The sequence below is a fragment of the Paenibacillus sp. 01T47 genome (assembly GCF_056398245.1).
Genome location: NZ_JBFTPA010000016.1, coordinates 71,837 through 85,434, shown reverse-complemented (window position 1 = coordinate 85,434; position 13,598 = coordinate 71,837). Strand labels below are relative to the sequence as shown.

The following is a 13,598-nucleotide window of genomic DNA, read 5'->3' as shown; positions in this document are numbered from 1 at the left end:
ATGCATGAATCGTCATCTACAAGCTCTCTATGCCAAGTATCCGGATTTGAAGGAATGTCTTCCTGAAATCCAGCAATCCTTTAGCCTCTTGGAAACCTGTTATCGTCATAATGGAAAAGTGCTGGTTGCCGGAAACGGTGGAAGCGCAGCCGATAGCGAGCATATTGTGGGGGAATTGATGAAAAGTTTCATGCTAACACGTTCGGTTCCCGAAACCTTCCGGCATCAGTTTACGCAGTTATTTCCAGAAGAGGCTGACGAGATTTGTAATGGATTGCAAGGTGCTTTACCCGCCATTTCGTTAGTAAGTCAGAGTGCTTTTATGACAGCTTACGCTAATGACGTAGATTCCGATATGGTTTTCGCACAGCAGGTATACGGCTATGGCAATGAAGGGGATGTCTTTCTAAGCCTTAGCACTTCAGGGAACTCTCGCAACATCATTCGTGCCCTTCAAATCGCTAAAGCAAAGGGAATGAAAACCGTTGGGTTAACAGGGAAATCGGGAGGTAAGATGAAGGTGCTATGTGATGTTACGATCACAGTCCCCTATTACGAAACACCGGATGTTCAAGAGCGGCATCTTCCTATCTATCATACCTTGTGCATCATGCTTGAGGAGGTGTTTTTTGGAGGATGATCACTTATGCTGGAATTGATATTGGCGGAACCAAATGCGCGGTCACAATCGGACGATTATCGGAAAATCAAATACAAATTATCGATAAAGCATACGTTTTGACTGCGCCTACGCCAGAAGAGACCATCCAACAAATGATTGATGAATTAACCCTTTTGTTCTTAAAATATCCGGGTGATAGACAACAATTAAAAGCGATAGGTATCAGCTGTGGTGGACCTCTAAATAGCCAATATGGGCTTATTCTATCTCCCCCTAATTTGTCACATTGGAATAAAGTCGACGTCATTAGTCCGATTGAGCATTACTTTAATGTACCGGTCGGATTGCAAAATGATGCCAACGCATGTGCCCTCGCCGAATGGCAATGGGGTGCAGGCCGAGGAACCCGCAATATGATCTTCCTTACCTTCGGGACTGGAATGGGAGCAGGACTTATTCTGGATGGACGTTTATATTCAGGAACGAATGACAATGCGGGCGAAGTGGGACATATTCGACTGGAGAATGAAGGACCGATCGGATATAACAAAGCAGGATCTTTTGAGGGCTTCTGCAGTGGGGGAGGCATAGCCCGTGCTGCTCAATCCTTAGTGACAGGACGAATGGATAGCGGTGGAGAATTCCCATCCTTCTATCATCCATCTGATTCCATCGATGAGATCTCTGCTAGAGATGTAGCAGAAGCGGCTTTAAAAGGCGATCCATGGGCACTCCGTATTTTCCAAGACGTCGGACGTCATCTGGGACGCGGAGTAGCTATCCTCATTGATATTATTAATCCGCAAAAAGTTATCATCGGGAGCATCTATGGAAGACAAAGACAGCTTATCGAACCCTATATGCTGGAAGCGCTCCAGATGGAGGCTCTACCGAATTCCTTAGCGATTTGCGAGATCGTTCCTGCCGGTCTTGGAGAAGAAGTCGGAGATTATGCAGCTTTGTCTGTTGCTAGAGACTTGCACATGAGCCAGTCTCAGCTTGATGCAATTAGAAAGGATTAATAAATAAGAGCGAATTATTCAAATCATAAAATGTGGGCAACGTTTATAGTTGAAACAAAAAGATCACCAATACGGGTGATCTTTTTTTATTATTAGGGAGACTTAGTTAATATGACAACTTGGATTAACCAGCCACTAAGCACATCAAGGTTGATATCCATAGGGACGAACCGCAGTCTGTATGGTTTAACTTTGTAAGAACAAATAGGTTCTTACAGGAGCTCAGACAAGCTAGTTTTGGAGCAGTAAGAACCCATATGTGCTTACAGCAATCTTTCGGTTGTGGGCAGTCGATCAGGCTGGCTGTGTAAGAACAAATAGGTTCTTACAGGAGCTCAGACAAGTTAGTTTTGGAGCTGTAAGAACCCATATGTGCTTACAGCTATCATTCGGATGCGTTAAGGCGGTCAGGCGGGCTCTGAAAGAACCAATAGATTCTTACAGTAGCTCAGACAAGCTAGTTTTGGAGCAGTAAGAACACATATGCGCTTACAGTGACCATTCGGATGCAGACTGTAGGCCGGCTTTGTAAGAACCTATAGGTACTTACAGGAGCTCAGACAAGTTAGTTTTGGAGTTGTAAGAACACATATGCGCTTACAGTGACCATTCGGATGCAGATTGTCGGTCAGGCGGGCTTTGTAAGAACCTATAGGTTTTTACGGGAGCTCAGACAAGTTAGTTTTGGAGCAGTAAGAACCCATATGTGCTTATAACGATCATTCGGATGCGTTAAGGCGGTCAGGCAGGCTCTGTAAGAACAAATAGGTTCTTACGGGAGCTCAGACAAGTTAGTTTTGGTGTTTTAATAACAACCAATTGTAAGCGTTTCCTAATAAGTGTTGACGACAGAATCAAAATGGTTACAGGCTCCTCGACCATTTTATGGCACGAATTGCCCTCCTCTTGTATCTGGACTGTGCCTATCTAACTTGGCGCTCTAACTTCGGATTTGCATGCTGAAAACCCAAGATGTCAAGTAAATAAAGGGTTTTCAGCCGATAGATAATGAAAAAGGGATAGCATCACAAAAATGGAAGGTGCGCTTTCAGAGTGAAGGAATAGCAGCACAAAAAGTGGAGATTTCCGCATTCGGCTGTACATGTTACGTTAAGTTGGCAAGGCGTTGCTGAACAGAATGATAACATGCCAAAAGAAAGGGGGATTACTTTGAAGCAACATTCGCAGTCAGCGGATCTAGCTCCCATGCCTAAAATGCCGAAAGCAGGAGCAGGCTCGAGATGGATAAGATCCATGCGGAAGGAATTAAAACGCAATCGATTTCTTTATATGCTGCTAGTGCCAGTAGCCATCTATTTATTGCTATTTAAATATGCACCGATGGCTGGGGAAATCATTGCTTTCAAAAATTATCGATTATCCGATGGGATTTGGGGAAGCTCTTGGGTAGGATTCCAGCAGTTTGAGAAGTTGTTTGCCAGTCGCGAGTTTTATATCGTATTAAAAAATACGCTGCTGCTTAACCTGTACAGCTTGCTCTTTGCGTTTCCTGCTCCGATTCTGCTCGCGATCATGCTTAATGAAGTTCGGGTGGAGTGGTATAAACGAACATTGCAAAACTTGCTGTACATTCCTCATTTTATTTCGTGGATTGTCCTCGGAAGCATCATTATTGCACTGTTATCGCCATCTACAGGCATAGTGAATTATTTATTGCAGGCGTTTGGAATAGAGCCGATCTATTTTATGGCAGATAAGCTATGGTGGCCGGTGACGTTCATTGTGTCTGGTATTTGGAAAGAAGCCGGATTTGGGACGATTCTTTACTTAGCTGCGATGGCCTCGATCGATCCGACGTTGTATGAAGCGGCCAAAATTGACGGCGCCAATAAAATAAGACAGATCTGGCATGTGACACTGCCAGGCATTCGCAGTACAATTGCGATTCTTCTTATTTTGCAAGTAGGAAAAATGATGGACGTTGGTTTCGAGCAGATATATGCACTGAGGAATCCGGCAGTAACGAGTGTGGCCGAGGTTATCAGTACCTTCGTGTATACAAGGGGGATTGTGAACTTGCAGTACAGTTACACTACCGCATTAGGCTTGTTCCAATCACTAATTGCGCTCATCCTCATTGTTTCGGTTAACCGGATTATAAAAGCGCTGGGAGAACGAGGATTATGGTAAGGGATGAAAGGAGTGATGCAACCTGAAGCTTGGAAAACAAAGCGTTTTTTCGGTCATATTTCGCTGGCTTAACTACATCTTGCTGGCGCTGCTTGCTTACATGGCGTTGTTTCCGTTTATTAACGTGATTGCTGTTTCATTCAGCAGCAGCAGGGCAATCAATGCGGCAGAAATTTTTATGTGGCCGGTTGATTTCAATGTGGAAGCCTATCTAAAGCTGCTGAAAGACGGCCAATTAATCGTAGCGATGAAGAACACCATCATCATTACGGTCATCGGCACCGCGTTTAATATGATTTTTACGATCATTGCTGCCTATCCGCTCTCTAAAGCGAGATTAAAAGGCAGAAATGTCATGCTGATGGCTATTTTATTTACGATGCTGTTCAGCGGCGGATTAATTCCTAATTTTCTGCTTATCAATAGCATTGGACTTACCAATACGTATTGGGCACTTTGGCTGCCAGCACTTATAAGCGCTTACAATATGTTCGTAATGAAGTCGTTTCTGGAAGGGCTGCCTGACGAGATGGAAGAATCCGCTGCGATTGACGGTGCCGGTGATTTCACTATTTTATGGCGAATCATATTGCCTCTCTCCAAACCGGTCATCGCTGCATTAACATTGTTTTATGCCGTGGGCTGGTGGAATTCCTATATGAATGTCTTAATCTACATTCGAAGTACGGATAAAGTGTCATTGATGGTGAAGCTGTACCAGATGATCGATTTGGTAAGTCCAGAACTGCTGCGTGGAAGCGGTGAAGGTGTGTCGCAAATCTCGATTACGCCGGAAGGCATTCGGGCTGCAGCAGTCGTGTTTGCTATCGTGCCGATTCTGTGTGTGTACCCATTTTTGCAAAAGCATTTTATTAAAGGTGTGCTGCTTGGTTCAATTAAAGGATAATGTACGGCTTGAGCTGAATATCAAGGGTGCCAAGAATGCACATTTTGATATAAAAAAATTATTTTGTAGGAGGTCAAGTATGAAACAGAAGAGAATACAAAAAGGAAAAATGTTGCTTATGCTGATTATGATTATGGCGCTCTTGGCAACGGCATGTTCCAACAGTGGGGAAAACAGCAGTTCTACGAATACAACGAACAAGGCCACTGACAAACCTGCCAACGAGTCCTCTACAGGCGAGAAAGATCCCTATGATGGGATGCCTAAGAAGGTCAGCATTTCCACGTTTGATAGAGGAGCAGTGTCAAGCGATGAGGGTACCTATGAAGAAAATCGCTGGGTAAAATGGATTCGCGAGCAATCGGGTATTGATGTAACGATCGTACCTGTACCGCGCAACCAAGCACAGGATGCGCTAAACGTATTGATTGCATCGAAACAAGCGCCGGACCTGCTGTGGGAATATGACCGGACATATATTGGCAAGCTGGTCACCCAAGGAGTTATTCAACCGATCGGTGATTATATTGAGAAATACAGCACGACCTACAAAAAATATTTGGAAGAAAATCCGGATTTGCTGCCCTATATTACTTTCAATGGAGAAGTTTATGCGGCAGTGACGAAACGTGCGATTACCGGCATTGTAAACCATGGCATGTGGATAAGACAGGATTGGCTCGACGAATTGAAGCTTGAGAGGCCGACGACAGTGGAAGAGCTTGTTGCTGTAGCCAAAGCGATGAAAGAACGCTACCCAGACAGCACGCCAATAGTCGGTCATACGACATTCGATATTTACTCTGCTCTATATGCGGCAATGAACAATCAATGGTATGTGGAAGATGGGAAAATGGTATATGGTGCAACCCTTGACCGTTTTGGTGAAGCGATTGAACTGGAGAAGCAGCTGTATGATTTGGGACTTGTTGATCGTGAATATTTAACGGATAGCAACAATCAGCGTGCAACCCAGTTGTGGACAACAGGTAAAGCTGGAATCTATATGGGGCAATGGGGACTCGGTAATACCGATATTATAACGAAGGATCTACTCATTAATGTGCCGGACGCCAAGCCTGAGCCATTGGAAGCGGTTGCTACTCCGCATGGCAAATATGGTACGTATCAGGAGGCTTCGCCGCTATTTTATGTCACTTTCAATAAGGATATGAAGAATCCGAAGGCCGCTATGGAGTATTTGGATTGGATTTTGGAGAAGGGCTGGTTCACACTCGTGAATGGAGAGGAAGGCGTCCATCATGAAATGGTAGGTGACGTTGCGAAACGTCTTGATCCGGATAAATTTACAAAAGAAGTTATTTATGCAGGAGAATACGCTGTATTGCGTGACGAGAGCGGTTTTAAAGCCGAGAATTTGCTTGTTCAAGCGGCCAGCGATGATTTGTCACAGCGCATTGCTAAGCTTGATATGGAATCGCTCGATATTGCGTTGAAAAATGAGTTCCGCCGCGATATTCCATATCAGCCAAGCTTTGATGAAATTAATGAAATCCGTTCAACACTGGATACCTTCATTAGGGAAACACGTGCTAATGCCGTAACCCAAGGAGACAAATATACAGGTCAATGGGCACTGGATCAGATTCGCAAGGAATGGAAACGCCTTGGTGGTGAAAAAGCAGAAGAGATTGCCCAGAAGTGGTATGAAGACAATAAAGCCAGCTTCTAGATTCTTTTAGATTCGAAGCATTTGCGCGACAAGACAAAAATGAAGGAGGAACAGATATGAAGCTCGTACAAAATCGGCGGCTTGTAAAGGCGGTTGCAGTACTATCGATGCTGCTGTTCTTCCTCGTTTTTTCTTCTGCATTTTTGACGTACTCCGTATTCAACCGACAGCTGGAGCGGCAGTTGACCAGTACGAACATGGAACTGCTAGGACAGCTGGATCAGAAGCTGGAGCTGTCGCTTAAGCATATTGATAAATCGGCAATTCAGCTGCTGAAGACGTCTGAGGTGGGACGGTTCTTCAATGATGAGCTGACCGATTTGGAGAGCAAGAACAATGCTTTCCGCGTATCCACTCTAATTACGAATGCGATTAATAGTATTGATTATCTCTTTTCCATCGATCTTTATTCCTATGGCACGCAGCGGCTCGTTTCAGGAAATGTATTGACTGAACAGGATTATAAGCTGGATTTCTCATGGATTCCAGAATTTCAGCAGTATGATGGATATTTCAATTGGATGTCGACTCGCAAGGTACAGCTTAATCACTCGCAATATCCGGTATACCGCAATGTTGTAACGCTGGTACGCTCTTATCCGCTTATTCATTCGTCAGGTACGCGGGAAGGTGCGATCGCCGTAAATATTAAGGAGGATCTGCTGTACGGCTTGATTCGCAATACGGCTGCGATGGATAAAGGACAGACCTTTATTATGGATAGTGAAGGCGTCGTGGTGCTGCATGCAGACCAGAGCAAGCTGGGCAAGGACATTAGTGAATTTCCGTATATTAACCAGATATTGAATGCCTCGGAAACGAGCGGCCATTTTTCTGAGCAGGTTGAACGGACAGCATCCTCCGTTTTTTATGTGAAGTCAGACTATACGGGATGGAATATTGTTCGGGTAGTGCCGGAAGCGCAGTTTCTAAAGCCGCTTTATGCCATTCGCAATGGCCTGCTTATTCTTGCCATTGTATTGTTTGTGGTGGCGACGGCATCGGCAGCGATGGTAGGCCGCTGGATTTTCAAGCCAGTTAATCGTTTTATTCAGGCGATGACTCGGCATTTGACAATTCATCCGAAGGAAGGAACAACACGGAAATACACGGATGAATTTCAATATTTCGAATCGACGGTACAACATATTTTGCAAGATCGGGAAGAGCTGCATAAGCAGGTAATTGAAAGCAAGCCGCTTATCAAATGGCAGCTGCTCACTGAATTGCTTTCTGAGAAACGCAAAAATATTGCAGTGCTGCAGCCTTATATGGATATGCTTGGCATTAGTTTGTATCTAGAGCATTATGTCGTCATGAGCATTGAATTTGACAACAAGCATGAAATTGCTTCGCCGCGGGATTTGCAGCTTTATGCCTATGCGCTCTGCAATGTAGCAGAGGAGCTGATGAATGCAGAGAGCCGCGGCATTGCAGTGGAAGTGAGCATTGGCAAATGCGCTGTCATTATGAGCTTCGGTGATCAAGATGATCCGCAGCGCCATATGATGCGGGCGGTCGCAGTAGCTGATTTAATGAAGGATTTCGTTCAGGAGTATTTTAACCGCACGATTACGATTGGCATCGGAGATATTGTTGAAACGGTCAACGAAATTCATCGCTCCTATAAGCAATCGCTTGAGGCGCTGAGCTATAAGCTCGTAATGGGGAGCAATTCGATTATTACGAAAGAGGATGTGTTCAGTGAGCAATCCCCGCAATTTTACCGATTATTTGCCATGACAGATGGGATTGTCGCTTCGGTTAAGGTGTCGGATACAGAGAAGATGAAGCTGCAAGTACACAGATGGTTCGAATCGTTCACCGAGCATGTCGTGCCGCCGGAAATGATTATGCAGCTGATTGTACAGTGCCTGATGAAGGCCGCGACAGCCACTGTAGAAATTGGCGTTGACCCTGAGGGGATTTTGCCGGAGCAGTACATGGTTGAAATGTTGAACCAGTATGAGCAGCTGCACCATCTTGAGGCCTTTACGATCCAATCACTCTCGAGCTTCATCGAACGAATTAAGGAAAAGCGAAGCAACAGGGAACGAAATGATGTCATTGACAATGTGATGCTCTATATTCAAAAACATTATATGCGCAGCGACCTGTCGCTTAATTTGCTCGCGAGCGAATTTCATTTGAGCGTATCTCATCTCAGCAAGCTGTTTAAAGAACAGCAGGAGTGCAATTTTATCGATTTTTTGATGGAGACGCGCATGAACAAGGCCAAGCAGCTGCTGAAGGATACGGAAGAGAAAATACGCGATATTGCGGAGGGCGTAGGCTATACAAATGTGAATAGCTTTGTGAGATTATTCAAGAAAATAACAGGGCTAACGCCTACGGAATTCAGAGAGCGGGCGCGGAGAGAAGAAGATGGAGAGGTTTGAACTATAGAGGAGAGGAAGGGTGCAGCATGATCATTCGCAAGTTGAAGGATCCTTTAACGAATATCGCTATTCAGGCTGTTGGAAACCCTGGTACGGATACCGGCCAAAACTATTTTACAGCTCAAACCTGGATGGCAGACAGCCGCAATATTATGGTCTGTACAGACATAGATGAGAGCTTTAAAGGGCGTTATGTTCTTTTTGATATAGAGACGGGTGCGGTTGAAACACTGATAGAAAACCTCAGCTGGGGATGCGGTGTTGTATCGTCAAATGATTATTTCTATTATTATGTCGGATCTGCGATTTATGAGTTTAATCTGCATACGATGCTGTCTCGCAACGTATGCAGAATGGAGGTTGGGACTGAGGTGTATGGTCCACTCTCCATCACAAATGACGGAAAGAAAATAGGAACTTACTGGAAACGCGGCGAGGAATGGGTAGTCGGGATTGTTGAGGTCCTCACAGGTGAGGTCTCTGTTGTTGCTGCACCGGGGTTTAAAGAGCCCTACCCTATTGCGAATCATTCGATGATTAATCCTCGTTATGATCAGCTTGTTTTTTTTGCCCATGAGGGCAGGACAGACCATATTGCAGATCGTATCTACGTTGCGGATACAACGACGCGTGAGATACGTAATATTTTTCGCCAGCAGCGGCTGGATACAGGTGAGCATGTGGAATATGTGGGGCACGAGATGTGGGCAGCAGATGGGGAGTATCTGTATTTCGTCAAGTATCCGCAAAGCCCGCTAAAACCAACAGGAGTATATCGGGTTGAAAAAACGGGCAAAGATCATGAACTTATCAATGGCGACTACAGGTACTGGCATGTAGCGCCGAGTCCAGATGGGCGTTTTGCCGTTGCGGATACGTTTGAAGAGGGAATGAAGGTAAGCAAAATCGTCCTCATCAATTTGGAGAAGCGAACCTCCAAGCTGCTGTGCGAGCTGCCTCTATGGAGAGATCATCCCGGACATCCCCACCCCATGTTCAGTCCCGATAGTAAAAAGGTGTCGTTTACTTTTGCAGATGAGGAGCAGCACTTATGGATTGGCATCATCGACATTGATCAATTCACTGAGGAGAACTGATATGACAGGGCAGATTGCAGAGGCGATGAGCAAAATCTACAGTTATATGACCGATGATCATCAGGGGAATTGGGGCATGGATATGAATCAGTGGGACTGGGTTCCTGGTGTCGGTATCATCTCAATTTTGGATTATGGTGAGAAGTCAGGGCAAGAAGAAGCGATCCAGTACGTGGAAAAATGGGTAGAGCAGAATAAGCATAAGGCCGATGCTCAGAAAGTAATTAATGCAATGGCGCCTTTTGCCGTATTTCCTTCCTTATATCGCCGCTCCGGAGAGGCTTGGCTGCTCGCCAAGTCACAGGAAATTGCACAGTGGATGCTGAATGAAGCGCCGCGTACACGCGAGCGGGCTTTCGAGCACACCGTTACGGAGGCTGCCGAGTTCCGTGAACAGGTTTGGGCAGATACGGTATTTATGGCTGTCTTATTTCTAGCTAGGCTGGCGAGAACGACGGGTGATAAGCAGTTGGCTACAGAGGCACTAGAGCAGACCATGCTTCATTTGCAGCTGCTGCAGGATTCGAATTCGGGATTGTTATTTCACGGCTGGAACTGTGAGGCAGGCAACCATTTATCAGCGGTTCGTTGGGCTCGCGCCAATGCATGGATCGTTATGAGCATACCCGAGATTGTGAGTGAAATCAGCGGGTTAGCAGCCATACCAACAGAGCTTAACAAACGATATTCCACTCTTGCCGCTGCACTACGCTCTTGCCAGGCTGCAGACGGGCTGTGGCATACGGTGCTGGATCGCACGGATACGTATAAAGAAACCTCGGCAAGTGCTGGAATTGCATGCGGTTTTCTTAGAGGAGTCAACACAGGTATGCTTGACGCCTCATTTCTGGAGCCGGCTGAGCGAACGCTATCTGAAGTGTTGTCGCTAATTAATTCTAATGGTGAAGTTGCAGGTGTCTCGGGCGGAACACCTATTATGCCATCCGATGACGCTTATAATCAGATTCCGATCTATCCGACACTTTATGGGCAAGGCTTAACTTTACAGCTGTTGACAGAATTTATGCTCTTGCTGACTTCTGAGCAAGCAAACGAAGATAACTTGATTACAGGTGAGGGATGAAATGAACATAGTGGACAATTCCAATAATTCATTCGATAACAGAAACAAGTTGATTGAGCTGATTGATTCCCTAGACTCCCAGTACAATTCAGAAAACCGTTTACTTAGGTCACCCTTCAGTAGTCCCGGCTATCATACGACCATTAAACAGGCTGATTTTATCCATTCAACACGGAGCTCGCTCAGCTATGCGCTGGGTCTGCTGGATACAGGGAAAGAACATTATGAGCAGCGTGCTTTCGATATTATTGAGCAAATCGTTTCCTTGCAGGATACAGATCGGAGCCGCAATACATTCGGTATCTGGTCTTGGTTTTATGAGGAGCCGCTTGATCAAATGTCCCCTCCTGATTGGAACTGGGCTGACTTTTGCGGCAAGCTGCTTGTGCTGATCATTTCAAGGCACGATGCAAGGCTGCCAGAGACGCTGCGGCAGTCGGTGAAACAAGCTATTTGTAATGCCTGTGACGCGATTATCATTCGGAATGTTGGACCGCATTACACTAACATTGCAATTATGGGCGCATTCGTTACGCTCATCGCTGGTGAATGGTTCGAGCGGCAGGATTATGCAAAATACGGTTTGGAACGACTGGAAAAGCTGCATAGCTATACAATGCCTCGGCAGGCGTTCCAAGAATATAATAGTCCGACGTACACTTATGTTGCTATTTTGGAGCTGTCTGCTATTGTAACGGAAACGAGCAATGATTATGCAAAGCAGCTTGGAAACGACTTGCTGAACATCGCATGGAAAAGTGTAGCGGATCATTTTCATGCCGGTACAAGGCAGTGGTCCGGTCCGCACAGCCGTTGTTACAAAACGCTGCTTACACCTCAAAGCAAAGCTTTTCTACAACTAGCAACCAAAGGAAAGCTGGCTTTTTATACGGAGGATGAACTTCCTTATTATGAAGATTGGTATAAGTGCGGCGCTGTATGTCCAGAGCAATATGTAGAAGGTTTCCTTGCGCTCGGTCAGCGGACGATAAGGGAATGCTTCGGGATCAATGGAAATGGTAAAGAGAAGTGGGCAACTACTTATATGACGCCGACCTATACACTTGGCAGCTTCAACAAAGAGATTATGTGGAACCAGACAAGGACTTTGCTCGCCTATGTTGATAATGGTGGCGAGGCGACTTACTTGCATCTGCGTGCGCTGCACGATGGTTATGATTATTGTTCTGCTATTTTTCATGGGGAGCAGCGGGAGAACCATCTGTTGTTTGGAGTGAATTTTGTCGTCAATGGCGGTGATACCCACCCGAATTTGGATATGATTCATGGCTCAATCGAAGCGTCAGATTTGCGATTCCGTCTGGAAATTGGCGGCGCTTTGGATCAGGTCAGCACCGTAGTGGAGAAAGGCAGTGTTAGCCTGCGAATAGGGGAGACGCTGGTATCGCTGCGCAGCTGGTTTGCAGCCTTTGATGATCAGAGTGCAGGTGAGGCAGCCAGAGACTGGAGCTGGGAAGTAACTAGGGAGGGTGACTTGCTCGGTATCGACCTTGTACTTCATACCGGTGAAAAGAAGGTCATTGATTTTCGAAAAATGAACGAGGCTGCATTTCTTTTCTCTCTTTGCATAGGACAAGGAGTTGATAGCTTCAAGCCGCAAATCGAACGTACAAAAGAGCTTGCAACTATTAGTGCAAGCTGGAATAATGAGGATATAGCGCTTACTTTGCAGTTGAAGCCTAGTATGCTGTAATTATCCACAAAGCTTGACCCATCGAACTGATGGGTTTTTCTTTTAGCAGTGTGTATAGTCCAGCTGAGCAAAAAGAATAAGAGAGGACGAAATGTGATGAAAGTTCAGTACACGTTATTTCCAGAAGGACGAACGAAGGCTATGACCTTCAGCTATGATGATGGGCGAACTCAAGACCGGCAGCTCGTAGCGAAATTAAATCAGTATGGCTTCAAAGGTACCTTTCATCTTAACTCTGGTTTTCTTGGGCGCGAGGGATATATTACAGCGGAAGAGGTTAGAACGCTCTTTCAAGGCCATGAAGTATCTGCGCACACGGTTAGTCACCCTTTTCTAGAAATCTCTCCACCAGATCAAGTAGCACATGAAATTTTGGAAGATCGGCGGACGCTGGAGAGTCTTGTACAATATCCGGTACGTGGAATGAGTTATCCTTTTGGAACTTATAATGACAAAGTCGTTGCGATGCTTCCAGCGCTTGGAATTGAATATGCTAGAACGGTGAACAGCCATGGCAGATTCGATATGCCAGCTGATCCGTTTCGTTGGCATCCAACATGTCATCATAAACAATTGCTAGAACAAGTTGAAATTTTCAAAGACTTTAAGGAATGGTTTAGTAGAATGTCTTTGCTTTATGTTTGGGGCCATAGCTATGAGTTTGACAATGACGATAACTGGGAGATTATTGATCAAGCGGGGGAGCTGCTAAAGGATAACGATACCATCTGGCATGCTACGAATGCAGAGATTATAGCCTATATGCAAGCGCTCGAGAAACTTAGATTCTCAGTCGATAGAAGCATTGTTCATAACCCTTCTGCGCTCGACGTCTGGATAAGCGTGGACGATAAGCCTATTAAAATTAGTGCAGGTCAAGTTACTCAGTTTTAAAATAAGGCTAAGCTT

Annotated in this window: 10 protein-coding genes; all 10 read left to right on the top strand. The window is 45.3% G+C overall.

Features of this window, described 5'->3' with window-relative positions:
• The first annotated feature begins 4 nt into the window (after positions 1-4).
• Positions 5-640 carry a D-sedoheptulose-7-phosphate isomerase gene (locus AC1DOV_RS25660; RefSeq protein WP_441884984.1) on the top strand — a complete coding sequence of 212 codons (636 nt, stop codon included), beginning with the start codon at positions 5-7 and terminating at the stop codon, positions 638-640.
• Positions 637-1,644, top strand: a complete 1,008-nt coding sequence (locus AC1DOV_RS25655) for an ROK family protein (protein WP_441884982.1) — start codon at positions 637-639, stop codon at positions 1,642-1,644. Before AC1DOV_RS25660 ends, AC1DOV_RS25655 begins: the two co-directional genes overlap by 4 nt.
• A 1,170-nt stretch (positions 1,645-2,814) precedes the next feature.
• Positions 2,815-3,795 carry an ABC transporter permease gene (locus AC1DOV_RS25650; RefSeq protein WP_477510866.1) on the top strand — a complete coding sequence of 327 codons (981 nt, stop codon included), beginning with the start codon at positions 2,815-2,817 and terminating at the stop codon, positions 3,793-3,795.
• 100 nt (positions 3,796-3,895) lie between these two features.
• On the top strand, positions 3,896-4,702 hold the full coding sequence (locus AC1DOV_RS25645) for a carbohydrate ABC transporter permease (protein WP_477551345.1): 807 nt from the start codon (positions 3,896-3,898) through the stop codon (positions 4,700-4,702).
• A gap of 79 nt (positions 4,703-4,781) precedes the next feature.
• Positions 4,782-6,395 (top strand): extracellular solute-binding protein, encoded by a 1,614-nt coding sequence (locus AC1DOV_RS25640; RefSeq protein ID WP_477510865.1) that lies wholly within the window; start codon positions 4,782-4,784, stop codon positions 6,393-6,395.
• Between the two features lie 56 nt (positions 6,396-6,451).
• A complete protein-coding gene (locus tag AC1DOV_RS25635) occupies positions 6,452-8,794 on the top strand; it encodes a helix-turn-helix domain-containing protein (RefSeq protein ID WP_477551344.1) in 2,343 nt (780 codons plus the stop codon).
• A gap of 26 nt (positions 8,795-8,820) precedes the next feature.
• Positions 8,821-9,891, top strand: coding sequence for a TolB family protein (locus AC1DOV_RS25630; RefSeq protein ID WP_441884972.1), 1,071 nt, complete (start codon positions 8,821-8,823; stop codon positions 9,889-9,891).
• Position 9,892: 1 nt separating this feature from the next.
• A complete protein-coding gene (locus tag AC1DOV_RS25625; protein WP_441884970.1) occupies positions 9,893-10,975 on the top strand; it encodes a glycoside hydrolase family 88/105 protein in 1,083 nt (360 codons plus the stop codon).
• Position 10,976: 1 nt separating this feature from the next.
• Entirely contained in the window at positions 10,977-12,689 is a 1,713-nt protein-coding gene (locus AC1DOV_RS25620; protein WP_477551343.1) for a hypothetical protein, read from the top strand.
• Positions 12,690-12,785: 96 nt separating this feature from the next.
• Positions 12,786-13,583 carry a polysaccharide deacetylase family protein gene (locus AC1DOV_RS25615; RefSeq protein ID WP_477551374.1) on the top strand — a complete coding sequence of 266 codons (798 nt, stop codon included), beginning with the start codon at positions 12,786-12,788 and terminating at the stop codon, positions 13,581-13,583.
• The last annotated feature ends 15 nt before the right edge of the window (positions 13,584-13,598 follow it).

Excerpts from the sequence above, each read along its gene's own strand:
- AC1DOV_RS25660 (WP_441884984.1), top strand. The coding sequence starts at position 5 with ATGAATCGTCATCTACAAGCTCTCTATGCCAAGTATCCGGATTTGAAG.
- AC1DOV_RS25655 (WP_441884982.1), top strand. The coding sequence starts at position 637 with ATGATCACTTATGCTGGAATTGATATTGGCGGAACCAAATGCGCGGTC.
- AC1DOV_RS25645 (WP_477551345.1), top strand. The coding sequence starts at position 3,896 with ATGGCGTTGTTTCCGTTTATTAACGTGATTGCTGTTTCATTCAGCAGC.
- AC1DOV_RS25640 (WP_477510865.1), top strand. The coding sequence starts at position 4,782 with ATGAAACAGAAGAGAATACAAAAAGGAAAAATGTTGCTTATGCTGATT.
- AC1DOV_RS25635 (WP_477551344.1), top strand. The coding sequence starts at position 6,452 with ATGAAGCTCGTACAAAATCGGCGGCTTGTAAAGGCGGTTGCAGTACTA.
- AC1DOV_RS25630 (WP_441884972.1), top strand. The coding sequence starts at position 8,821 with ATGATCATTCGCAAGTTGAAGGATCCTTTAACGAATATCGCTATTCAG.
- AC1DOV_RS25625 (WP_441884970.1), top strand. The coding sequence starts at position 9,893 with ATGACAGGGCAGATTGCAGAGGCGATGAGCAAAATCTACAGTTATATG.
- AC1DOV_RS25620 (WP_477551343.1), top strand. The coding sequence starts at position 10,977 with ATGAACATAGTGGACAATTCCAATAATTCATTCGATAACAGAAACAAG.
- AC1DOV_RS25615 (WP_477551374.1), top strand. The coding sequence starts at position 12,786 with ATGAAAGTTCAGTACACGTTATTTCCAGAAGGACGAACGAAGGCTATG.